General features: G+C 40.4%; 22 protein-coding genes, 2 pseudogenes, 1 riboswitch and 1 other annotated feature. Of the genes and pseudogenes, 13 read left to right on the top strand and 11 right to left on the bottom strand.

Annotated features, from left to right (window positions below; all coding sequences use genetic code 11):
* Positions 1-112 precede the first annotated feature (112 nt).
* Positions 113-158, bottom strand: a riboswitch (PreQ1 riboswitch).
* A 314-nt stretch (positions 159-472) separates the two neighbouring features.
* From CUU64_RS21730 to qoxD, 5 genes are all read left to right on the top strand, one after another.
* Positions 473-607, top strand: coding sequence for a BA3454 family stress response protein (locus tag CUU64_RS21730; protein ID WP_142383641.1), 135 nt, complete (start codon positions 473-475; stop codon positions 605-607).
* 371 nt (positions 608-978) lie between these two features.
* Complete coding sequence (gene qoxA, locus CUU64_RS15885; protein ID WP_101634582.1) at positions 979-1,905, top strand: cytochrome aa3 quinol oxidase subunit II; 927 nt, start codon at positions 979-981, stop codon at positions 1,903-1,905.
* A gap of 72 nt (positions 1,906-1,977) precedes the next feature.
* Positions 1,978-3,924: a cytochrome aa3 quinol oxidase subunit I gene (gene qoxB, locus CUU64_RS15880; RefSeq protein ID WP_101634581.1), complete on the top strand. Its 1,947-nt coding sequence runs from the start codon at positions 1,978-1,980 to the stop codon at positions 3,922-3,924.
* Positions 3,924-4,520: a cytochrome aa3 quinol oxidase subunit III gene (qoxC, locus tag CUU64_RS15875; protein ID WP_101634579.1), complete on the top strand. Its 597-nt coding sequence runs from the start codon at positions 3,924-3,926 to the stop codon at positions 4,518-4,520. The genes qoxB and qoxC overlap by 1 nt, the downstream gene beginning before the upstream one ends.
* Before the next feature lie 2 nt (positions 4,521-4,522).
* Positions 4,523-4,807 carry a cytochrome aa3 quinol oxidase subunit IV gene (gene qoxD, locus CUU64_RS15870; RefSeq protein WP_101634577.1) on the top strand — a complete coding sequence of 95 codons (285 nt, stop codon included), beginning with the start codon at positions 4,523-4,525 and terminating at the stop codon, positions 4,805-4,807.
* A 22-nt stretch (positions 4,808-4,829) separates the two neighbouring features.
* Here qoxD and CUU64_RS15865 read toward each other — a convergent pair whose 3' ends face one another.
* Positions 4,830-5,084: a hypothetical protein gene (locus CUU64_RS15865; RefSeq protein ID WP_101634575.1), complete on the bottom strand. Its 255-nt coding sequence runs from the start codon at positions 5,082-5,084 to the stop codon at positions 4,830-4,832.
* Between the two features lie 202 nt (positions 5,085-5,286).
* On the opposite strand from CUU64_RS15865, the gene CUU64_RS15860 reads away from it, so the two are divergent.
* Together CUU64_RS15860 and CUU64_RS22705 are read left to right on the top strand one after the other, a co-directional pair.
* On the top strand, positions 5,287-5,991 hold the full coding sequence (locus CUU64_RS15860) for a DUF421 domain-containing protein (protein ID WP_101634574.1): 705 nt from the start codon (positions 5,287-5,289) through the stop codon (positions 5,989-5,991).
* A 143-nt stretch (positions 5,992-6,134) separates the two neighbouring features.
* Positions 6,135-6,236: pseudogene (locus CUU64_RS22705) on the top strand (transcriptional regulator); the annotation flags it as partial.
* A 67-nt stretch (positions 6,237-6,303) separates the two neighbouring features.
* Here the strand turns inward: CUU64_RS22705 and CUU64_RS15850 are convergent.
* Positions 6,304-7,269 (bottom strand): annotated as a pseudogene (locus CUU64_RS15850) (HAD-IC family P-type ATPase); the annotation flags it as partial.
* Positions 7,270-7,737: 468 nt separating this feature from the next.
* Here CUU64_RS15850 and CUU64_RS15845 point away from each other — a divergent pair.
* Positions 7,738-10,119: a M14 family zinc carboxypeptidase gene (locus CUU64_RS15845; RefSeq protein ID WP_101634573.1), complete on the top strand. Its 2,382-nt coding sequence runs from the start codon at positions 7,738-7,740 to the stop codon at positions 10,117-10,119.
* 61 nt (positions 10,120-10,180) lie between these two features.
* Here CUU64_RS15845 and CUU64_RS15840 read toward each other — a convergent pair whose 3' ends face one another.
* Complete coding sequence (locus CUU64_RS15840) at positions 10,181-10,927, bottom strand: alpha/beta hydrolase (RefSeq protein WP_101634572.1); 747 nt, start codon at positions 10,925-10,927, stop codon at positions 10,181-10,183.
* Positions 10,928-11,088: 161 nt separating this feature from the next.
* Here CUU64_RS15840 and CUU64_RS15835 point away from each other — a divergent pair, with 161 nt between their 5' ends.
* Positions 11,089-11,448 (top strand): hydrolase, encoded by a 360-nt coding sequence (locus tag CUU64_RS15835; RefSeq protein WP_101634571.1) that lies wholly within the window; start codon positions 11,089-11,091, stop codon positions 11,446-11,448.
* A gap of 91 nt (positions 11,449-11,539) precedes the next feature.
* On the opposite strand, the gene CUU64_RS15830 is transcribed toward CUU64_RS15835, so the two are convergent.
* From CUU64_RS15830 to CUU64_RS15810, 5 genes are all read right to left on the bottom strand, one after another.
* Positions 11,540-12,262, bottom strand: a complete 723-nt coding sequence (locus CUU64_RS15830; protein WP_101634570.1) for an amino acid ABC transporter ATP-binding protein — start codon at positions 12,260-12,262, stop codon at positions 11,540-11,542.
* Positions 12,259-12,915 carry an amino acid ABC transporter permease gene (locus tag CUU64_RS15825; protein WP_101634569.1) on the bottom strand — a complete coding sequence of 219 codons (657 nt, stop codon included), beginning with the start codon at positions 12,913-12,915 and terminating at the stop codon, positions 12,259-12,261. The genes CUU64_RS15830 and CUU64_RS15825 overlap by 4 nt, the downstream gene beginning before the upstream one ends.
* Before the next feature lie 72 nt (positions 12,916-12,987).
* On the bottom strand, positions 12,988-13,809 hold the full coding sequence (locus CUU64_RS15820) for a basic amino acid ABC transporter substrate-binding protein (RefSeq protein ID WP_101634568.1): 822 nt from the start codon (positions 13,807-13,809) through the stop codon (positions 12,988-12,990).
* A gap of 249 nt (positions 13,810-14,058) precedes the next feature.
* Positions 14,059-15,321: an esterase/lipase family protein gene (locus CUU64_RS15815; protein WP_374702730.1), complete on the bottom strand. Its 1,263-nt coding sequence runs from the start codon at positions 15,319-15,321 to the stop codon at positions 14,059-14,061.
* 186 nt (positions 15,322-15,507) lie between these two features.
* On the bottom strand, positions 15,508-18,267 hold the full coding sequence (locus CUU64_RS15810) for a GTPase domain-containing protein (protein ID WP_101634566.1): 2,760 nt from the start codon (positions 18,265-18,267) through the stop codon (positions 15,508-15,510).
* A 371-nt stretch (positions 18,268-18,638) separates the two neighbouring features.
* Here CUU64_RS15810 and CUU64_RS15805 point away from each other — a divergent pair, with 371 nt between their 5' ends.
* Positions 18,639-18,908 carry a hypothetical protein gene (locus CUU64_RS15805; RefSeq protein WP_101634564.1) on the top strand — a complete coding sequence of 90 codons (270 nt, stop codon included), beginning with the start codon at positions 18,639-18,641 and terminating at the stop codon, positions 18,906-18,908.
* Positions 18,909-19,008: 100 nt separating this feature from the next.
* Here CUU64_RS15805 and CUU64_RS15800 read toward each other — a convergent pair whose 3' ends face one another.
* Positions 19,009-19,239, bottom strand: coding sequence for an excisionase family DNA-binding protein (locus CUU64_RS15800; protein WP_101634563.1), 231 nt, complete (start codon positions 19,237-19,239; stop codon positions 19,009-19,011).
* A gap of 456 nt (positions 19,240-19,695) precedes the next feature.
* Positions 19,696-19,945: a binding site (T-box leader), on the top strand.
* Between the two features lie 49 nt (positions 19,946-19,994).
* Between CUU64_RS15800 and brnQ the strand changes: the two genes are divergently transcribed.
* Positions 19,995-21,329, top strand: a complete 1,335-nt coding sequence (gene brnQ / locus CUU64_RS15795; RefSeq protein WP_101634562.1) for a branched-chain amino acid transport system II carrier protein — start codon at positions 19,995-19,997, stop codon at positions 21,327-21,329.
* 60 nt (positions 21,330-21,389) lie between these two features.
* Here brnQ and CUU64_RS15790 read toward each other — a convergent pair whose 3' ends face one another.
* Positions 21,390-22,013 (bottom strand): exonuclease domain-containing protein, encoded by a 624-nt coding sequence (locus CUU64_RS15790; protein ID WP_101634561.1) that lies wholly within the window; start codon positions 22,011-22,013, stop codon positions 21,390-21,392.
* Positions 22,014-22,255: 242 nt separating this feature from the next.
* Between CUU64_RS15790 and CUU64_RS15785 the strand changes: the two genes are divergently transcribed.
* Together CUU64_RS15785 and CUU64_RS15780 are read left to right on the top strand one after the other, a co-directional pair.
* Positions 22,256-22,480, top strand: coding sequence for a YuzF family protein (locus CUU64_RS15785; protein ID WP_101634560.1), 225 nt, complete (start codon positions 22,256-22,258; stop codon positions 22,478-22,480).
* A gap of 63 nt (positions 22,481-22,543) precedes the next feature.
* Positions 22,544-23,434 (top strand): manganese catalase family protein, encoded by an 891-nt coding sequence (locus CUU64_RS15780; RefSeq protein WP_101634559.1) that lies wholly within the window; start codon positions 22,544-22,546, stop codon positions 23,432-23,434.
* A 257-nt stretch (positions 23,435-23,691) separates the two neighbouring features.
* Here CUU64_RS15780 and CUU64_RS15775 read toward each other — a convergent pair whose 3' ends face one another.
* On the bottom strand, positions 23,692-24,060 hold the full coding sequence (locus tag CUU64_RS15775; protein WP_101634558.1) for a hypothetical protein: 369 nt from the start codon (positions 24,058-24,060) through the stop codon (positions 23,692-23,694).
* Positions 24,061-24,170: the final 110 nt, after the last annotated feature.

Genomic DNA, 24,170 nt, shown 5'->3' with positions numbered 1-24,170 from the left:
ATAAACCCTCCCTATAATAACCGTGCCATAAAAGAGGATTACTTCCATAAAAAAAGCAGCCGCGAAAACAAATAACCATATCTCCTCTGATATGGTTGATTCACACGTAATCAAAGCCATAGTTTTTTATAGAGGGTGCTGCTATGAACCTCTCCCATGTACACGGGAATAAAAATCATTTTATCAAAGACACTATAGAGAAAAATACAAACCCTGTCAACGACTTTTGCCATAAACAAACATAGCGGCGAATAAAATGAAATTTAAATTGGAATGTAATAGAAAACCTGCGAAATTCCTGCAGAAATAGAAAGTCACAATCCTATCATGCAATGAAAATATTTGAGTTTTGAACATAAAACTGGAATACTCACTATCACTAAATATATTCCTCTTTTTCCCAGGTTTATATTTCACTAATAGAAGGTATCAATAACGCGTAAGGCATATTTCAACTGAGAGGATGACAAACATGGTTCAAGTAACTGTAAAAGTTGATTATTTAGGTAAGAGCTATCAAACGAATGTACTTGCGAAACATGACGCAGCTGAGGAAGAAATTTTCCGAAAGGCCCTCGAACAGGTTCAAAAACAATGGACGGATTAAAGTCAAGCAGGCAACCAAAGGTACCTGCTTCTTCATTTCGCCAATATTTGCATTTGTCCCGCAAAAAGAAGAAAATGGTTCCATCACTATTTTAATAAAATAGTTAGCAAGTTACCTTTTCCTCATCATCTCCTCTTTAGCAATCTCACCACATTTATACTGCGCTACCACCCCTTCCCTCTCTAATATTGAACGTTTTGTGACATAGTACAATTTCATTTGTTTTTTTTCCTATATGGTACTAATATAAAGATGTCGATTTGTGAACGCATTAACAAATTTACAAACATTTACAATACAATTGTGAAATAGTAAAAATTTATATTTCACATTGTAGTTTAGTAGTCACTATTTAAGAAAGGGGTTACATTATGAGATTAAAATGGGCTTTAATAACTGTACTTTTTACTATTGTCACCGTATTAACGGGTTGTGAACCCTTAATGGTGCTGGATCCTAAAGGACCACAAGCCCAGACGCAAGCAGATGACATCATGTTGTCGATTTGGATCATGTTGTTTATTGTCCTTGTCGTTTTTGCACTATTAGTATATATGTTAGTAAAGTTCCGTGCTTCAAAACAAAGCAAAGATTATGAACCTCCACACATTGAGGGAAATAAGCTTGTTGAAGCAATTTGTATTGGGATTCCGATTTTGATCGTTGCGTTCCTTTCCTATGTATCTGTTAAATCAAATTATGAAGTAGAGGCAACACCAAAAGGATACGAGGATAAAGAACCTTTAGTCGTTTATGCTTCTTCATCTAACTGGAAATGGCACTTTAGCTACCCAGAAGAAGATATCGAAACTGTGAACTACTTATATATTCCAACTGACCGCCCTCTTGAATTCAAATTATATTCTTACGGGCCAATCACAAGCTTCTGGATTCCGCAGCTTGGAGGACAAAAATACGCGATGGCAAACATGGTGACTACATTGCATTTAGCCGCTGACGTTCCAGGGGAATACTTCGGGCGAAATGCAAACTTCAGTGGTAAAGGAACTGCTGAAAATACCTTCGACGTAAAAGCAATGCCTGAGGCTGAATTTGATGAATGGGTAGAAGAAGTTAAGTCTACTGCTAAACCTCTTACTGAAGAAAAATTCGATGATTTATTAGAGCCAGGCCACCTTGGGAAATCAACATATACAGGCACTCATCTGGAATTCAGCCCACCGCCGACAGGTGAAAATGGCGGCCATGACCATGGATCGAATGAATCTGAGGAACATCAGAATGACGAGCATGCTGAGCATGACTCTCATGAACATTCAGAACATAAAAATCACTAACATTTTGGAAGATTGATAGATGATAGTTTAGACAAGCTTAGAAATACAATTTCCGAAAGGAGTCAGCAAAGTATGGACTTTTTTGATAGATTCGCCATACCACATCCAAGCCCTGCGATTTACGCATCCATGGTTGCCATTGCTCTGACAATGGTCGCCATAGTAGCCGGCTTGACCTATTTTAAAAAATGGGGTTATTTATGGCGTGAATGGTTAACAACAGTAGACCATAAACGTATCGGTATTATGTATCTGATTTCTGCCTTGCTTATGTTATTCCGTGGTGGAGTCGACGCGATCATGCTGCGCGCGCAGCTCGCTACTCCTGAATCCAAGCTATTGGATGCACAGCACTATAACGAAGTGTTTTCGACTCATGGGGTTGTAATGATCCTGTTCATGGCTATGCCATTTATCATAGCTTTAATGAACTTTGTGGTTCCGTTACAGATAGGTGCACGTGACGTAGCATTCCCGCGTTTGAACGCACTAAGCTTCTGGTTATTCTTCATGGGTGCGATGTTGTTCAACATCTCATTCGTAGTCGGCGGTTCTCCTGATGCGGGTTGGACTTCTTATTTCCCGCTTGCAGGCAATGATTTTAGTGAATCAGTCGGAACAAACTATTATATGATTGCGCTTCAAATCGCCGGTATCGGTACATTGATGACCGGTATCAACTTTATGACTACCATTCTTAAGATGAGAGCACCTGGGATGACCTTGATGAAAATGCCAATGTTCACTTGGTCTTCACTTGTCGCTAACCTTATCATCGTTTTCGCTTTCCCAGTATTAACAGTTGCGCTAGCGATGGGTACAATGGACCGTCTATTTGGAACAAACTTCTTTACTATAGATAATGGCGGTATGGATATGCTTTGGGCGAACTTGTTCTGGGTTTGGGGACACCCTGAAGTATATATCTTGATTTTACCGGCATTCGGTATTTACAGTGAGATTATTTCTACTTTTTCACGCCGTAACCTATATGGTTATAAAGCAATGGTTTACTCCATGGTTATCATAGCTGCCTACTCATTCATGGTATGGGCACACCATTTCTTTACAATGGGTCAGGGAGCATTAACCAACAGCATCTTCTCGATTACGACAATGGCGATTGCCGTTCCGACCGGAGTCAAGATCTTTAACTGGTTGTTTACGCTTTGGAAAGGGAAAATAGAAATTACCTCTCCAATGCTATACGCAATTCTTTTCATTCCGCTTTTCACTATCGGCGGGGTTACTGGGGTTATGCTTGGAATGTCAGCAGCTGACTATCAATATCATAATACGATGTTCTTAGTAGCTCACTTCCACATGGTTATCATTCCTGGTGTGGTATTCGCTATGCTTGCCGGCCTAACCTACTATTGGCCGAAGATGTTCGGATTTATGCTTAATGAAAGACTTGGAAAATGGGCGGCTTGGTTAATTGCAGTTGGTACACTAGTCGCATTCATGCCAATGTTCTTCACAGGTTTAGACGGCCAGGCACGACGTATGTACACATACTCTGAAGCAAGTGGTTATGGTCCTTTAAATATGGTTTCATTTATCGGAGCATTAATACTTGCTGTAGGATTTGCTTTAATCGTATATAACATTTACTACAGCACTCGTTATGCTTCAAGAGACATCGGTTCAGATCCATGGGATGCACGTACTCTTGAATGGGCTACCCATACTCCTGTACCTGAATATAACTTTGCGGTTGTGCCACAGGTTAACTCAATTGAAGCATATTGGGATTCTAAGAAAAAAGGCCACGTTCTGTTTAAAGATAAATATCAAAAGATCCATATGCCAAACAGCAGCGGGATTCCGTTTATAATGGGTTGTATCTTCTTCGCTTGGGGCTTCTCATTTGTATTCGGCCTTTGGATTCCTTTGATTCTTACAACGATTGGCATCTTTGTATGTATGGCCCTCCGTTCATTTGAAAAGGATCATGGTCATTACATTTCCGTTGAAGAAGTTGAAGAAACTGAAACAAAATTGCGAGGTGCTAAATAATGAAAATAGATAACTCGCTTCCACTTGAATATAGTACTGAAGAAAATCGCTTAAAGATATTAGGTTTTTGGATTTTCCTGGGTGCTGAAATCATGCTTTTCGGAACACTTTTCGCCTCATACTTCACATTGGTTGATCGTACGGCGGGAGGGCCTGATGGAGCAGAGCTTTTCAAAATAGCGCCTGTTCTTATTGAAACATTCGTCCTTTTGACAAGTAGTTTTACCATTGGGCTTGCAGTTCATGCAATGCGTCTGGGCAACAAGAAAGCCATGCTGACTTTCCTTGGTGTTACCCTTCTTCTCGGTGCTGTATTCTTGGGTGTTGAGATATATGAATTTGTTCACTATGTTCATGAAGGAGCAGGAATACAAACAAGTGCCTTCACTTCGATCCTCTTAACTACATTAGGAACACATGGAGCGCACGTTACACTTGGTTTCTTCTGGGGATTATTTATCCTGCTGCAAGTTAAAAAACGCGGATTGACTCCGGAAACTGCCAATAAATCATTCATTTTCTCTCTATACTGGCATTTCCTTGATGTAGTCTGGATCTTCATTTTCAGCTTCATCTACCTGAAAGGAATGATGTAAACATGAAAGAACTATTTCCTGCTAAACAAGTAATGGGCTTTGTATTTTCTCTGGTCCTGACTGTAGTAGCTCTTTCGGTTGCTTTATGGGACATGTCTTTTGAACTCGGTATGACAATCCTGCTTGTAACAGCATTCGTACAAGCAGGCCTTCAATTGGTTGTGTTTATGCATGCTGGTGAATCTGAGGATAAAGCAGCAATCTATACGAATGTATATTACGGAGTATTCGTCGCATTAATTACCGTTTTTGGTACACTACTATGTATGATCTGGGGTTATATTTAAACCTTTTAACCAAAAGGAGCACCTAGAAAGGTGCTCCTTTTTTTCTTTTCATTAATACTACCTTTTTCCCTTTATGTGTTTTTTCTAACATCTCTTGAGTTGCTACCAGGAATACACCCATTAGAAAAATAAAAGTAGCACCGACAACTGTTCCGATTCCAATAGGAGTTAACAAGCTGTAACCGCTTTCAAAAAAGCCGAACAAAAATATAATAGTGCCAATCGTAAGTACTGTACCACCAATATACTTTACAGCATTGAGTATTCTTACATCCATCTTACTCAACCTCCTTTGTATATATTATTCCTCTAGTTCACAATATTGTCAAACTTTTTCAGTAGTTTTAAACATATTTTTCTTGACATTTTTCGCATCTACCCAATTGTATATATATTAGAAAAGTTTTTTATTGAACATCCCATGTGGGTACATCTAAAAAATGAATTGAATTATGAATAACTAAGGAAGTGATACTTTAATGGGTTTTCTATTCAGCCAGGAATCACTAACCACCCTTGAGTGGATTTTGCGGGTGGTTTGTTCTTTTTTCTTTTTGCTTGTTACGGTCAAAATAATGGGTCAACGGTCCATTTCCCAGTTAAGGTTACTTGATTTTATTATTGCATTAGTATTTGGAAATATCATTGCCCATCCCTTGTCTGACCCGAAATTAGGGTTAAAGGGATCCTTTATTTCAATCATTGGATTAGTGGTTTTACATAATATAGGTGTTTTTTTGTGTCTTAAATCAAAAACGGTCCGAGGCTTTCTTGATCCTTCTCCCTTTCCCCTTATCAAAGATGGACAATTTATCTTTAAAAATCTGAAGAAAGCAAAGATTCCACTTGACTTTGTTTTATTAGAGTTAAGAAAAAACCAGGTGGTAGATGTGCAAAAGGTGTCCCTCGCTTTATGGGAGGCAGATGGGACTATTTCATTTTTTTTAGATCCAAAAAACCAAGCGGTCACTCCAATGGACATGAACCTCGAATCTAAGCCTTTTCTTTTTCCCAGAACGATCATTAAGGAAGGAAAAATTGAGTTTGATGTATTAAGGGAGATGAAAAAAGATGAAATGTGGCTTAAAATGCAGATAAAGAGAACATTTCATACGGACATAAAAGATATTTTGCTAGCAACGATTGATGATCACGGTTGTGTGAAAGTATTTTTCTACAAATAAAAGTGTATATATACCTACCTGTTAGGAAAGCGAAAAATCATGACTCCAAAAGGAACCATGATTTTTTTTCTTTCTTATTATCGTTATAATGTTGCATAGGGAGGTTGATTACAATGGAACATGAGAAATAGAACCAGCCGGCAGCCGCAGGCGATCTAGATGAAGAGACATTATTCATCGTCTCCCAAACCTTTAAGGCCTTATCGGACCCGACTCGGCTACGCATTCTAAATTTATTATTTCAACCGTAATTTCATCTTTATATAAAATACCCCAAAGTGAAAAGGTTTTCCGTTTTACAAGGAAACCCATCTAATCTTGCACCCTAAGTAAACGCAGGCTGTTTATTGTCACTAACAGCGTTGCCCCCATATCTGCAAAAATAGCAATCCAGAGTGTTAACCAGCCTGGGATTACCAACAGGAGGGCCAACAGTTTAATGCCTATTGAAAAACTAATGTTTTGCTTGATAATTTCCAACGCTTTTCTACTCAATTTTATGGTGAACGGAAGTTTTCTCAAATCATCACCCATAAGGGCAATATCAGCTGTTTCCAATGCGGTGTCTGTACCCGCTCCACCCACCGCAACTCCTACAGTTGCAGCTGCCAATGCCGGTGCATCGTTCACACCGTCGCCGAGCATCACTGCTTTTCCAAAGTCTTTACGAAGCGACTTGATCACATTCAGTTTATCTTGCGGCAACAATTCCGCTTGGAAATCACTCACACCCACATGTTTCGCGATGGCATTGAGCGGTACCCTTATTGTCACCTGTAAGCATGACTGTTTTTTTTATGCCCAGATCATGAAGTTTCCGGACCACTTCACGGCTGCTTTCTCTGACTTCATCAGCAACTGCAATTAAAGCCAATACTTTCTCATCCGTTCCCGTAACCATTACAGTTTTCCCAGCACTTTGAAGAGTTGCAATAGTAGCCTTTATATCTTCTGATAAAGTTGTTTGAACTTCCTCAAACAATTTTGGACTCCCAACGTAATACGTCGTTCCCTTAATGATCCCTTTAATCCCTTTTCCAGTAATTGAAGTGAAGCCTTCTACTGCTACTTCTTTAAAAGGTCTTTCGTCCCTTCAGAATGGCTGAGGAAAGAGGATGCTGCGAACGATACTCAAGTGCCGCTATATATGAAAAAAGTGCTCTTGTATCTATTTTCCTCTAAAACGGTAAAATCTGTAACGGCAGGTACTCCTTTCGTTAGAGTCCCTGTCTTATCAAAAGCAATGGCTTTTAAGCCCCCAGTCTCTTCCAGATGGATCATTCTAGTTTCATCAAATAATGCCTTGAAAATTTTTAAAGCAGCCTCAAACCTTTTGCTGAACAATCTTCCCTTGGACCGGTTCACCTTTTCCTTATCCACACAGGTTATCTCACAAACGTCTTGTTGATTCATTGATTTCACCACTTTAAATAATCAAATCTCTGTTTGAATTATATTATTCAAATCGAGGTTTGTTTGTCAAAAAATACGTTAGCCTAATGGAAGGTAATATTTACTTTTTAAGTTTTATGAGTTTGTTAAGCTGCTTAATTTATACGGTTGGTCTCTTGCGAAATGGTAAGTCTCTTATAAATGCATCAATATGCGTGTGTTTTCCATATGAAAAATGAGATTTTGTCTTTTTATAGGTAACATGGTCCTATTGTTCCTATCACATTAGTGAATTAAAATTAGCCTTATAGAATATTTATACAAAACTATGGATTTTTACTAGGGAGGACAATCATGAAAAAAAAGAAATTGTTAACCGGTGTTATCGCAGCAAGTATACTTACATCCGCGCCTTGGACAAGCTCTTTTGCAGTTGCTCCACAGTCGACAAATGTTAATACATATGAAGAACAAAATCACAGTAAATTCAACAGTGAACACTATGATTATCTTAAGTTCTCAAAAATTGGCGAAACGCTACAGCAAATAGCAGGTAACTCAAAACGCGTAAAAGTTGAAGTGAAAGGCAAATCAGCTGACGGACACCCGCTTTATGTAGTAACCATTTCCGACCCTAAAGCCCAGGGGAATTTTGGAAAAAACAAGACTTTAAGAAAGCAAATGTTCAAAAATCCACAAAAAGCACAGGACTGGATCAAGGATAATCCTGATTTCAAAGTGCCGATCATGATTAATGGCTCCATTCATGGAACTGAGTTTGTCGGAACTGATGCGGTTATTCAGTTAATTGAACGCTTTGCGACACAGAATGATGAACAGACAAAAAAGATACTGGCAAACAACATACTTATCTTTAATGTCGTTCAAAACCCTGATGGAAGAATTGATGCCACTCGCTTTAATGGACAAGGGATCGATTTGAACCGTGATTTCATCACACAGTCGCAGCCAGAGACACAGGAAACTGTTCAGCTTATTAAAGAATGGAATCCAATGGTATTCCTTGATACTCACGGCTATGTAAAAAACTATGCACCAAATCTGCAAGGATTAATTGAGCCTTGTACGCCACCTCATAATCCTAATTACGAATATGACTTGTACAACAAGTGGGCGTATAAGCAAGCAGAAGCCATGGAAGCTGAAGTTATGAAAAATAAAGGCAAGTATACTGGCACTCTCTACAAGGAAATGGAAGGATCCTATATTCCTCAGCGTGACGATTCTGCCGGCTGGGATGACTATCCACCAATCTTTACACCTATGTATGCCATGTATCATGGTGCATATGGGCACACACTAGAAGCGCCTACTAATGACTTGGATGGCGTTCGCTGGCAATATGACGCGATAATGGGTGCGTTGCAGTATGCCACTGATAATAAACAGGGAATGATCACAGACCAGCTTGAGATGTTTAAGCGTGGCATTAATTTTGATCACCCATTCCATCAGCAGGGATTCTTCCCTAGAGCTTATGTTTTACCGGTTGATAAAATTGATCCAACCGTGACTGAGAAAGCCGTCAACCACTTTATTAAAAACGACATCGAGGTTGTGAAGGCCTCTAAAGATTTTACAGCTGAAGGGCAATCTTATCCAAAGGGAACGTATATTGTAAAGATGAATCAGGCAAAAGCTGGACTTGCGAATACGATGCTTTGGGATGGAGAAGACATTACCGATGATACGCCGGCCATGTATGATATTTCCGCATGGAGCCTCCCTGAACTATGGGGCTTTGAGGCAAACCCTGTAAAAAGTGAAATTAACGTAACAACCATCAAGGTAAAAGAGGTCGATTATCAGGGAGCAGTTACAGGAAAAGGACCTTACCTAATTAAAAACAGTTCAGTAAAGGCTGTGGCACTGGTTAACTCCCTGCTTCAAAAGGGAGTCCAAATCAAACGTGATTCCAAAGGGGATTTTTATGCAATAACAACAGCAAATAAAATTGCTGCAGAGGTCGAAGCTTCCGGCGTTCAAGTGACAACCGCCCAGTATCCTAAGGATGCGGTCAAGATATCCAATTTAAAGGTTGCGATCCTAAAAGATGGCGGTATGGGCAAGCAGCAGTCCCACTCAGGAACAAAGCTCGCCTTACGGAGACTGGGCTTCAATGTAACTGAGGTTACATCTGTAGAAGTGGCAAAGCAAGGCCTGCAAAACTTCAATGTGTTTGTATACAGCGGAACTGAGAGTCTAATCGCACTGCCAGAAAAACTGAGTGCTGCTAATAAAGAATTTGGTTTTGAGACGAATGAACAATTTGATGTGTTTAAAGCAAATGTTGAGAGCTTTTTGAAACAAGGCGGGAAATATATTGCCGTTGGTGCTGGCGCATCAAAAGCTTCTTTTATTCTTGGTCTAACGGATGACACAGTCAATACCGGCGGCTCAAACAGCAACGGAATTGTTAAGGTTGATTACACGGGAACAGATGTGACAACCGGCTATAAAAATGATGATATCGGCTTTGTATATCGTCCTACATGGTATACCGGAACAGAAAATGATAAGGTGTTAGCAACCCTTGATAATTCACCAGGCTTCTTTATAGCCGGCCACTGGGCAAATAGGAATGACGCACAGGGCAAGGCTGTTGTAGTGCAGGAAAATGATAAAGACGTAACCCTGATCGGCTTAGAGCCTGGATTCCGTGACCACACGGACTATCTGTTCCGCCTGCTTTCTAATTCCATTTTTGACAAATAAAAGATACAAAAAGGGCTGAGCTAACGGGAGAATCAGCCCCCCTAGCTTTCAGCCCTTATTTTTATTTTTGTAAAATCTGTTCAATGAAGCTTAGCGTTTTTGAAATAATAAGTTCTTGGTCATTATCCAGCGTGGCTACATGATAACTATTATCCAAGTGAACAATCCTTTTTTCTTGGGACGAAATTTGTTCATAAATGATTTGCGAATTATCCGGCGGCACGACATGATCTTCCCGGGATACAAAAATCAATGCCGGGCATGTGATTTTTTTAAGATCCCCTTTCACCTGTCCCATTAACTTTACAATTTCACCTATGGAGCGGACAGGAGTTTTTTCATATGCAAGTTCTATTACTTCCGGTTTCTTTATATCCGATCCGATCGCATCCAAAAACCGCACCTCAACGTTTTGGGCTGCGGCCATATTGTCAATTTCAATTGCCGCGTTTATCGGGATGATTGCTTTGATTTCCGGATGGTTCTCCGCTAAATATAGAGTAAGGGTTCCACCCATTGATAACCCAGTTACAAAAATGACCTCACAACGCTCTTTTAGCCATTGATACCCCTCTTCGACGGACACAATCCAATCCTGGTATGTTGTTATTTCCATATCTTCATAATGCGTTCCATGGCCTTTAAGTCTCGGGCCGCACACCGTATATCCTGCTTTTGCATATGCTTCCCCTAACGGCCTCATGCTTTGAGTGGATCCTGTGAAACCGTGGGAAACCAAGATTCCAACTTTGTTTCCTTCAAAATAAAATGGCTCTGCTCCCTCTAATACTGAATATTGTTCCTCCATACCTTCCCCTCCAACTTCTTCTATTAGAAATATTAACCTATTATTAATTCGTTATTTTTCACTGTTTACCTGCTTCTTCCTTACAACCTCTTTCTTAACCGGTGGTTACTTTTTCATAATTTGTGGTAAATAGAGGATAAAAATGGATAGGAGTGAGTTTATTGAATCCAGGGAAGAAAACTTATTATGTGGACCTTGTCAGTGGAGATGTGCTTGACCGCCGTGCAATTGAAGAAAATCCAAGCTTTAAAATAGAAGCGACAGATATGGAGCTACATGAGTTAAGGACCTATTTACAGGAAAGCTACACCGCGGATTTGCAAGCATACGTACGTTCTCATATCCCTTATGTTGAATATCATAAAGATCCAGCTAACGACAGATACGACCAGAGCATGAAAAAAATATATGCGATGATCTATCAATTAGGCGATATGGAAGCAAAACGCCATATCGAAGAAATGGGGATTTTGGAAGAAGATGAATCCATGCAGGATGAGGAAATTGAAAAATTCAAATAGAGATATAAAGCATATAGAATATATAAACTAAACCCTTGAGAGAAAAATCTCAAGGGCTGGTTTTTTCTTATTGTTTTCGAGTCTTTCTTTTCTATAAAACTTTTCCCAAGAAAGATTTTGTTCTTTCCTGCTGTGGATTCTCGAAAAGCGCTTTTGGAATATTTTCTTCGACAATGTAGCCGCCATCCATAAAGATAACCCGGTCTCCCACTTCACGCGCGAAGCCCATTTCATGGGTAACCACGACCATTGTCATTCCTTCCTTTGCAAGCTGCTTCATAACTTCCAGAACTTCTCCCACCATTTCCGGGTCAAGAGCCGACGTAGGCTCATCGAACAGCATAATCTTTGGCTCCATGGCGAGCGCCCTTGCAATAGCGACGCGCTGCTTTTGCCCGCCGGATAGAGAGTCAGGATAGACATTCGCCTTTTCTTCAAGCCCAACTTTCCGAAGCAGGACCATTCCTTTTTCTCTGGCTTCTGCTTCTTTTGCTTTTTTCACCTTCAAAGGCGCCAGCATGATATTTTCTATGACCGTTTTATGCGGGAAGAGGTTAAATTGCTGAAACACCATTCCGACGTCTTCCCTGATTTTATTAATGTCTGTGTTTTTATCAGTGATATCCTTGCCTTCTATATAAATATGCCCTTCCGTTATAGACTCAAGCCTGTTTATACATCGAAGGAATGTCGATTTTCCGGAACCGGAAGGGCCAATTACTACGACCACCTCTTTCGGCTGGATTGTAATATTGATATCTTTTAAAACTTCGTTTGTACCAAATGACTTCTTTAGTTTTTCTACTCTTATCATTCCGTTGCCAGCCTTCTTTCCAAACGCTGTAATAAAAAGCTCAATGAGAGAGTTAATACTAGATAAATAACTGCTGCAGTCAGGTACGGCTCCCACACTGCAAAGTATTGCCCGTTCATAGCTCGTCCCCAATACATGATTTCTGGCGCTGCTACTAGCGAAGCCAAAGATGAGTCTTTAATCAATATAATAAATTCATTACCAAGCGGCGGTATCATCCTTTTTGATGCCTGCGGCAAGATGATATATCTCATAGCCTGGACATGGTTCATCCCAAGAGAACGGGCAGCCTCCATTTGCCCCTTATCGATGGAAAGGATCCCAGCCCGGAAAATTTCGGCAATGTATGCAGCCGCATTCAAAGAAAGAGCAATGATGGCTGCAGCAACTCCATTTGTATCTCCAATAAAAAATGGCACAACCGCAAAATGAATCAATAAGATTTGAACCATAAGGGGTGTTCCCCGAAAAATCGTTATGTAGCATTCAAACGGGAATGCCAGCCATTTGTTCTTCATCATTTTTCCTAAACCAATGAATAAACCAAGCAAGGTGCCAAGTGCTATGCCCGCCAGTGACAAGCCGATCGTCAGCAGGGTTCCTTCCAGAAAGAAAGGGGCATATTCGACGATAATATCAAAGCGAAAATCCATTCATTTTCTCCCCCAGATAGTCAAAAATTGCGTAACACATCATTGGGATGGGCTACGCAATTCTCTGTTTTCTTATTGTTGTTCTTTTAATCTATCAAGATCTGGTTCTACCTTGAACCACTTTTTATAAATCTCAGCATATTTACCATTTTCCATTACTTTTTTGATCGCTTCATCAAACTCCGCTTTCATTTCGCTGTCCTTCGGGAACATGAGTCCGTAAAACTCGGATTCAAATGCGTTAGTGTCCTCGATGACGACTAGTTTGTCTTTCGGGTTGTTCTTTGCATACTCTTCGATTACAGTGTTGTCTGCAACAACTGCATCTGCACCGCCGCTTTTCAGCTCCATGATAGCCAGGTTAGTATTCTCAAATTTCTTCATATCTTTATTGTTTTTGCCAAATAATTTTTCAACCGCTTCAGCTCCGGTAGTGGCATTCTGTACAGCAACTGTTTTACCTTTAAGATCGGCAGCCGATTTGATATCACTGCCTTTAGGAACTAAAATCTTGTTGGTTGATAGGAAATATGGGACAGAAAAATCATATGTCTGTTTCCGTTCGTCATTTATCGTAATGGCTGACATCCCAAAATCCGCTCTCTTATTCTTCACTTCTACAAATAAAGGGTCCCAACCGACATGCTCGATTTCCGCCTCATAACCGGCCTCTTCTGCGACTGCTTTTGTGAAATCAACATCAAATCCGACAACTTCATCACCCTTCATTGACTCAAAAGGTGCATAGGCCGCATCCGTTACGACCCTGACCGTCTTCTTCTCGCCCTCTGAACCACCTGTTGTATTACCATTGCTTTCAGTCTTCTCTGACCCGCAGGCAGCCAAGAATACGGAGAAAACAAATGTCATAGCAAATATAACTACCTTTTTCATTAAATTCCCCTCGTTTCATCCGGTATAATCATGCAGTAATTTGGTATATTTAAAAATATTATAACATTTTTTTTATTCTAGTAAAGAGATTACTTTAAAGCAAGAAAGCATAAAATTATAAATTAGGAGTAGTGAAGGAAAAACCACCCTGTTAATAATATTTCTACTATAACAACAAATTTGGGGTCAGTCCCCCACTGCTTTAAAGCAAAAACGCAGTACGGGACTGACCCCGTAAGAGCCGGTCTATCATTTTGGCAAAGAGGACAATTCCTGTGCAATAGAAATATAGAAGTCTTCAACCTGGTTTATGTTTAAGCTATCAGTAACCCTGCCGATACCCACTAAATCCATATGATCCCAATGATATTTGGGAGCCGTATAATTCCACATCCCCCTTGCGATTGTCCCATTCAACGGAACAGCTTCATGACCGGCAGGAGATAGAGAAGAAATGACACTTACAAGGCCATCATTCGGCCACCAGCTTTTATCAATATATGGTTCGAATTGGTTACGAGAATAGCTTCCTATGAATCTGCTTGGCTCAAGGAATAATGGAATCATGTCAGCTAACGGCAGATAATGCCCGGTCAAAAGCGATTTGTAGGATGCATCCCCGGTATAAGAAATATAGTACATATCGTCATAGGTTTTCATTTTCGTATTTAAGTCCTTCGCACCATAAGTGGATAAATCATGTATACTGATGTCCCTGGATTTCCAGACAGGGCTTTGGTATACCCTGTCTGCATATTCTAGAAAGGTTTCATCAGGCTGTTTCTTTAGTCCCCATTGATCCAGTTTGAAATCGTATACCATTGAAGTTGGACCTTGTCCGGATAACACACCCATTGTCAGGATCAGGTCTTTCAAAAATGGCATAAAAATATCGATATTGTCAGCATAGGTAGAGCCATTATGCGGAGTTCCAATCGTAGTGATGCTGTGTACCCATTTTTTCTTCCCCTGGTAAAGAGGCGAAATTTCCTTTTCTTCCGGATGTTGCTTATGGTAAGTCAGTTCTTCCTCATTGCCGCTTCTTAATAGTTCCGTCAACATTCTTGATGTCTGACCGCCCATACTATGGCCTACCAAATGGATTTTGCTGTTGTCGGTCCACTCGGGATACAGCCCTTCATAGGTCCGGCCAAATCGGGCATGTCCATGTTTCTTGGCATGGGCTGCCCCGTAGTCGACCGTTCCGCCTTTAATATAGGCGTAAAGTTCTGCGGCACGATCCCAGTTGCTGGACACAGGCCCTACAGTAGCAGTATAGACTTCATACCCTTTGCTATTAAGGAAATCATTTAAATCTCGATTTCCTCCCCAATACCGGAATCCAAGCATTTCATCTTCTCCCCAGCCAGTAAGACCGTGTACAAGAACGATTGGATAACTATTCTTCTTCATAGGCTCCACCTCATCGGCAAAGGCAAAATCAGTCTGGGAAAAAACAAGGCACAAAACAATTCCTACCGCCAAACACACTTTTGTTAACGCTTTCATAATTTCCCCCTTCAAAAATAAGAATTATAAGACCAAGTTTATCAATTTTAATCTGAAAATTCAAAATTTATATGTTTGAGTGGTTTATCCCTAATAGTTTAACGCGTTACCGTCTCAGGGGTCTGACCCCGGTTTATATATTTGGTACCAAAAAAATAAGGAGGGTTTAATTTCTCCCTCCTTGTACTATTAACTTGATTTTATGGAATGAAGCTGAGGATTATTGTTGATTTCCCTAGCATTCAGCATCCATTCATATTGTCGCAAACGGACTTCAAACAGGTTAATCGGGTCACGGAACAACTCTGGTTTTTCTCGCATTTTCTGGAGAGCTGCCTTATTGTCTTTGATTTCGGTATGAGCTTCTTCGACCGCATCATTTAGGTTGCTAAGAGGATTTCTAAAAAACAAGCTAATATCTCGATCAATCGATTTCTCAAACAATTCAAATTGGGAAAAGAATTTACGGATAATGGAAGCTGTTACGTCCTCGTAATCCTGAGTCTCTAAAAACTTTTTGTATCTTGTATACAAAGCCGTGTTATTTTGGCCGATCGCTCCGAATAATTTCCCTGCACTCTTTAAAAGCAATTGTGCAGGCGTATGCCGCATAAGTATATTGACCTCTTCTATATACGCGCCGCTTGTCAATCGGTCTGCGTCTCGGCGCCAGTCATCAAGCACCTTGAAGTCACATTCCAGATTCATTCTGTCTGTGCCATACATAGAGTTGAATCCATCGGCCATTTCTTCTAAATAGTACTGGCTCTGGCTGAATTCTTCCTTAGCCTCTGAAATCCACCCTTTAAGCGATGTATAGAACTTCGGCAGTGCGGTATGGTTGATATACTCCTGAATTCGATCATTCATGGCTTCATTCAATTCGATATGGATCCTACGGAAGTCGCTGTCTTCTTTAAGCATCTCTGCACAATCCCGCAGTATTTCCGGGATTTTGGCGTTCAACTCTTTTTTCACGTCCTCCTTGATTAGGCGGTAGGAGTTTTTGATGTTTCTGGTTTTTTCCTTTTCCAGATCGTTTAACTGATTGATAGCACCATTGAGTTTAACGACCATATCTTCATTCCAGCTGATAGAGTCAACCAGCTTGCTTTCCATTTCCACCCGTTTATCCAGCATGGAAGTCAACACTTTCCGGATAAAATACAAAAGTTTGTCCGCTCGTTCGTCCTCATGGTGTGCCGCTTGGAAATTTTTTGATAGAAACTGGGCTAAATCGTCCAGGTTTTTTCTATTATTGTAATCTACAGAAAACGCGAATACCTTCGACTTAGGTAAAAATGATTGTATCCTTGCTGTCGTTTCCTCTAGTATTCGGAGAGCATCCTGATCATTGTTTACCTTATCCATCTTGTTCAACAGGAAATGAACCTGCGTATAAGGTGACTTCCTTTTCATGTCTATGATCATGTCACGTTCACGGTCTGTGAACGGCGATTGTGCATCCAAAACGAAAAGCAGGCCATCAGAAGCATTGAGCAAATTGTAAATCTCATATTTTACAAGCTCGTTTCCGTTTACTCCTGGTGTATCAATCAAGGATATTCCATTTCGATGCAAAAATTCGGAAGGGAATCCAATTTCAAAAAAGGAGTCCCGCTGACTGCGATTCTTGGAGATGCTCTCCAGATCCGGCAGATCCTTAATCTCATTATCGGAAATCTCCAATATCCCGGATTGGTCACTATCTTTTACAAAAACGAAGGCCGAAGTAGTATCTTGGATAATCTCTTCTCCAAGTACTGTATTAATGAAAGAAGATTTGCCAGTGCCGCCGGGACCCGCAAGCAATAAATGCTTCGTCTCTAAATTCAATAGCTGACGCACCATCCATTTGTCTTTTTGGCTTATTTGTACTTCGCGCTGTTCGGCCCACAGCTCAATGGCTCCCAACAAGGCCTGTGACTCCTCTAGGGATTTCATATAATTCCTGGAGTTCATAAGAAGATGTTCTGCATCGCTCACAGGCAGTGAGTGTACTTTATCAGGGAAAATTTCGCTCCAGGACAGAACAGAAGCAGAGGAAAACAAGGCATTGGTTTCATCAACAAGCTTCAGCCAGCTAGACAACAAACCAGGAACGAGTCCCTCAATTTCCCTGATGAAATATCTCCCGTCTATCAATTCGAGATACGTATCCTTATAGGCTGTAGATAAACCTTGAAACTTATCATATTCCCCGATTTCTTCCTGTAGAAAGAAATGGTTTAGCGATACAAGCCAAGAGAAATAAGCATCCTGTTGTTTATAAATATCCCATAGTGAAAGGACTAGCTTTTCAAACCGCGCATGATCAGATTTGAACATCGTTTGCATCACCTGCAGGAAATACTCTGGAGGCAGGTCCTTTGTATACCCTTCTTCAACATATATCTGCAGTGCATCAAACCAACGCAGTGACTCTGTGCGGATGCTTTCGTTAACCGCAAGCTCGATTGCACTGCTGTAATCCTTTTGTTCTTCGAAAAAGACGCGTGCAAGATCCGTAACATTTGGATAATCAGGATGGAAGGAAACAACTTCCTTGATTGTTCGCGATGCCAAATCGAATCTTTCTTCCTCTATGTATAGGGAAAACAATTGCAACGCAACTTCAGCCCGAAGGACCAGGCTGTCAGTTGAAATGCTTTTATACATTTCTTCAGCAGTGGAGAGTATTCCCATTTCATAATAAGCGTCAGCAATATTTTTTTTCGCCCACTGCTCAAGTTCGCCTATTACATTGCCCCATTTAAAAATGGCAGCTTCATAGTCTTTGTAATGAAAATATACCTCTCCCTGCGCAAAGCGAAGCGGCGTCAAATCAGGAATTTCTTTCTTCTGCTCGGCTAAAAAAGCATCGCCCAGTGCCTCGAGCGGATTCACTGGTTTTTCCGAATCAAGCAATGTTTCATAATACTTTTTAGTAATGAAAGTATTTTCCTCCATCTTGGTTATCCTCCGCCATAAAAAATATTGAAAGTAATGTCTATGCTTTTAAAACATAATTAGAACATCTATTCGAAATTGAAATATATATAATCTCTAACTTACTATTTTACCAAACCATTACTTATCAAAAGTTTCATTCACCTTACAATTACTTATCATATTTTACTATATTGTAATAATAACAGGTACATAGACGTCATAAATAGGGGTCAGTCCCCCAGTACGGTGACGCGTTAAACTAGTAAGGGCCTGACCCCCGCCGCTTTAAAGGGGTAATTCAGCTGGGAGATTGAACCCCAATCAAAATTTTCCATTTTGAAATATTTACCCGATTTTAAGGGAAAATAACATAAAAGGAGTGGTGGTTCATGTATTATTTGGAAGGAAACATTTTATCTGGAGAATTTGATGGCGATTCAAATGAATTTTCGATACAAAAAGTGAAGGATTTCCATACACAATCAGTGATCAATCAAAAACAGCTGGCCAATTTGTATGAATATTTAAAGAAGAACCAAAATGATCAAGACGGGCAGATCATCACACTGTATGATCAAATGCCCGTAAGGCTTAGCCAAAATGAAATACATCAGCTGTTAGAGGATTTAAAGGAAATTCAATCTTTGTACAAGGGATAAGGGTCACGGGGCTGACTAGAAAAAAGGGTAGGCCCCGCTACCCTATATCCATATTTGTATTTTTTATAGGTACAGATATAGTAGGGGAAGGTTCTGGATTCTAATCCTCGTCCTTCACATCAGGATCATCTGGAATCGGTTCTCCCTGCTCGTCAGCAAGTTGCTGTTTATACTTTTCAAGCTGTTCAAAATGGCTTTTGAACTGTTCTTTATAGATTAAGAACTGGTCACCATCATGGACCGTCCGAATCCGCTTCTGCTGGATCAAGCTCTCTACATGCGCCTCTGTCAGCGATAAATATTCCGCAGTTTCTTTTATGGTTAAATACATAAAATCCTTCCTTCTTTTACGTTAGTTCTAATGAATGTTCTTCTGCTTAAAGGGCAAGCTGAAAAACTTTTTAAGACGTTCACCGGGATTAGCACCGCTTATTTACTCGATACATTCCGTGTATGTGTGAGAAAACTTATGCTAATGGATATTGCATTCAAATTTTCAACTTTCACAAGCCACCCCAAAATTCTATAATTCAAGCAATAACATCTAAAAGTAAAAAAATCAAGCAAAACAAAAAATAGACCTGGAAGTTACTTTTTAATAGCCAGGACATTTACCACGTTCATAACCCTTTTGTGCTTTTTATGGTGCTTTCAAGCCCCTCTTTACATTCTCGTTTTCCTAATTAATTATAGTATTTTTTCCTTCAATAAAGAAAAAGGGGAATTATTTCAACTGTCAAAATATATTGACATAACTTTTTTGCTCTGGTAAATTACTTTTATATTAAAAAAATCAATGATGAGAAGAGTAAGATGGGATCCTTGTCCTACAGAGAACCTGCGTTTGGTGGGAGCAGGTGCACAAGACTTATCCGAAGATCATCTCTGAGATGCAAAGCCGAATGTAGTAAGCTTTGACGGGTTTTCCGCCGTTACCTTGGAGCACGTATGATTGTACGTTGACTGAGAGCCGTTTATCTTTTTAAGTGGAAGAGACGGAATAAGGGTGGTAACGCGAGCACAAACTCGTCCCTGGCTATAGGGACGAGTTTTTTTATTTTAAAATAACAAAAAGGAGAAATTACAATGAAGAAATTAGACACTTTATTTATTGGTTTGATGTTATTTTCCATGTTTTTTGGTGCCGGCAATTTGATTTTCCCACCCTTCTTGGGTGCAGAGTCAGGCACTTCTTATTGGCTCGCGATGTCGGGCTTCATCTTGACGGGGGTAGGGCTACCATTTGCCGTATTGTATGCTGTATCACTTGTAAAGGACGGTGTTCAAACGATTGGAAATCGCGTTCATCCTTTATTTAGCACAATCTTTATGGTGGTCATCTATTTAAGTATCGGGCCGTTTCTCGCCATCCCGCGAAATGCCAATGTTGCTTTTGAAATGGGAATTGTTCCTTTTCTAGGTAAATCGCAAAGTTCATCTTTATATTTATTACTATTCACAGCCGTATTCTTCACCCTGGCCTATGTAATCAGCTTAAACCCAACCAGAATGGAGAAGTACATGGGTCGATGGATCACACCAGCCCTTCTCCTAGCAATGGTTGTCCTATGCGTTGTAGGCTTTGTAAAATTGGACACTCCTTTACAAGCTCCTACAGCCGCGTACGAATCCGGGGCGTTTTCTAAAGGATTCATTGAAGGATACAACACTATGGATGCATTGGCCGCCTTGGCGTTTGGAATCGTTATCCTCACTTCCATTCAGCAAAGGGGCATACGTGATAGAAAGCAATTGACAAGCTATACACTGAAAGCCGGTTTGATTGCCGGTGCATTATTATCATTGGTTTATATCAGCCTTGGACTAATTGGTGGAAAAATGGGGTCTGAAGGTTCTTTTGAAAACGGAACACAGATCCTATCTGCCGCTTCCACACTTTTATTGGGTCAAAGCGGTAAAACGCTGCTAGGGTTCATTTTCACATTGGCCTGTTTCACGACGGTTGTCGGGTTAACTACTGCCTGCGGGCAATATTTTTCAAACCTTATCCCGAAAGCAAGCTATAAAACCGTGGTATTAGCTGTAACTTTAGTAGGCTTTACTCTTTCAAACTTAGGTTTGGCTCAAATTTTAAAAGTTTCCGTACCATTCCTGGTCACGGCTTATCCATTAACAATTGTTCTAATCGCTTTAACATTCTTCAATCGATTCTTTAGGAATTCAAGAAAAGTATATGGCAGTGCTATGTTATTCACAGGTGTTTTTGCTGTAATCGATGGGTTAGCAACGTTTGGCATTAACTTGGGGCCATTGCAGACGATCAGGGATTTCCTACCGCTTTCATCAGTGGGTCTTCAATGGATTGTACCGGCCCTTGTCGGTACAGCAATTGGCATCATCCTAAGCCATTTGGGCAGTGAGGGAAAAGCATCGGAAGAAGTAGAAATGAAAGCATCATAAACATAGCAATAAAAGGGTCAGACCCCCGCGACTTAAGGCGGTGATTCTGACCCTTTTTATTTATGCTTTTCTTTTCACCCAGTTCCCCCGTTTTGCAGCTGAAGGCTGGTATCTTCTCATATGGCCATAGGAAACGACTTCTTTAAGATAGGTATCACCGGCGGGATTGATTTGACTTAACAGCTCCATCAAGTATGTAATATCATCCATCGCCCTGTGTGATTGGTAACTCGTTATATTATGCGCTTTAAGCAGGGTTAGCAGTTTGCTATCTGCAAATCCATAGTTTTTCCAGGGTACATTCCGCATCGTACAATACCATTTTGCATCATTAATTTCAGGATACATATGATAGAGAAAGCTTCGGTCAAAGGAAGCATTATGGGCAAAGACAGCATCCGTCTGGTGAAAGTAAGCTTTAATTCTATCATCCAGGAAGCTCTTGCCTTCCACTAAATCATAAGGTATTCCATGAACCCGGTAGGCATTTGGATAATTTCGTTTTGCAGTAGGTGATAACGGTTCTCTCAGGAAAGACTCTTCCTCGATCACCTCTATAATCTCTCCTGTATCTTCATTAAAGGAAAATAACTTGACAGCAAGTTCAATTATTTCGTCAGTCGCAGGACCCAATCCCGTGGTTTCAACGTCCACCAGCAATCCCAACTTTTCCTGTCGGATCAATCCATTCAACCTCCAATATATTATAAAAAGAACCTTCAAACTATAGCTTATAAGATTTTCTGGAATTATTCCACTAAATTTGTCGAGTGGGATCACATCCCCACCGTATTTAATACGCCACCGTGTCGATGGGTCTGCTCGCTCAATGGCTGGCCGCTAAATTTTTCATCAAGACAAATACCCATTTCTGTATCCTGTTCATATAATGCACAGTGGAAATTGATAAAAAGGGAGCGGAGAAGATGGAAGAGGTTGAATGGAAACTGGAAGATCCATATGTTTATCAAACATTATCATCAATTGTAGGAGCGCATGTAGCCGTGCAAACAACTAAATTCTTAGTAAGAGGCATCCTAAAAAACGCCATGCCCGACCATATCGTTGTGGAAATGGGCGGCAATAATTTTTTTATTAGGACAAAGGAAATTGTTTGGGTGGTTCCGAATCCCTCTTATACACTGGAATAATACAAACTTCCCCCGACATATGCATTGATGTATGCACAAACCTTATACGATCGGGGGATTATTATGATTAAACGCATAAATAGGCTACAAGTGGAGCTTCCACGGCCCGAACACGGAGATCCAAACGCTGCCTCAGCGGTACAAGATTTATTAGGCGGCAAATTCGGTGAAATGTCCACTTTGAATAACTATATGTTCCAATCCTTTAACTTTCGCGGCAAGAAAAAATTAAAGCCTTTCCACGATCTAATTGCGAGCATATCAGCAGAAGAGTTTGCCCATGTTGAGCTTGTAGCCAATACCATTAATCTTTTAACTTTCGGAAATACCTATCCGGCAGATCCTGATGCGGCACCTTTGCAGGAAGGTAAAGATGCAAGGTATTCCCTGTACTATACACTTCAGGCACAAACAGCTTATCCGGGTGATTCAATGGGAAGGCCATGGAACGGTGAATATGTGACCAACACAGGCGTTTTGGTTGAGGATTTATTGTATAATTACATGCTGGAAATTGGTGCACGGACCCACAAGATGAGGGTTTATGAAATGACAGACCATCCTACTGCAAGGGAACTGTGCGGGTTTCTTCTCGTTCGCGGAGGTACGCATATTCTTGCTTATGCCAAAGCACTTGAGGTCGCAACAGGGGTTGAAGTAGGCAAGATGCTGCCAGTCCCAAGTTTGGACAATTATAAATTTGATGCTGCAAAAAAATATATGGATCAAGGCCTGCACAATGTACTGTATACATGGGATGAACCTGAATATAGAGACATCAGCATGATATGGAAAGGGAAAAACCCAGAAACTGGTGAACCATTGAGGGTAATTGATGGAATCCCTGAAGGAGCGCCTATTCCTGACTTTGAGGAAAAGCCTGAGCAATTTGCTCCTGGCATTGATAGAGACGATTATGATAGAATCTTAAAAAGGTTAATGAGCAATATTTAATCCCCTTCTAAGAACGCCTGTCGGAGCTACTTTCCGCAGGCTACTTTTATAATCGGAACTCTTTCGATTAAGCTGAGTTCAATCGATGGAATTAGTAGTCCTGAGAAATAAGGAGGAATATTGTTTGTAAACCGGTCGGCCAGCAACAGATGTGCGATGAACAGCATAGATTCTGGCACATTAGAAAATAGTAGCTTTCAGATGGCAGAGAAAAACAGGGACAGGAACACTTAATATTCCTGTCCTATCAATAAAATTTATCCCTTTTGGATTGCTCCCATTCCTTCCAGAATGATCTTCGCATCAGCATTCAAGTGATCGATAAAATCTTTCCGCATGAGCAGCTTCTCCTTATCTTTTATCGTTACTTTAACGGATCTTACATCAAACTTGGAAGCAAAGGAATTAATGGCACTTGCTGTAGCCATTTCCCCCCTTGTAAGAGGTTCATGGCCTGCGTCCCTTCTGTTAGTAAGAAACTCAAGCAACACACGAGCATTTCCCTTCAATAGATTTCTATTATCATTCAGGATCTCTAAATTTTCTTCAATGTACTTCCTGGTGGTCACTAGGTCAAGTTCATTTACAGATTGGTTGATTTTCAGTAATAAATCCTTGATGTTCAAAGTTGTATCCCCACTCTTCTTTATATCTTTCTTTTCTATATCGGTTAAAAACATAGATTATGAATGCAGTGGTGGCAATTTTTAACGACATTAGCCCCCTTACACTATAA

This window comes from Bacillus sp. V5-8f (assembly GCF_002863565.1).
Classification (GTDB): domain Bacteria; phylum Bacillota; class Bacilli; order Bacillales; family DSM-1321; genus Peribacillus.
This window is presented reverse-complemented; position numbering and strand designations above follow the sequence as displayed.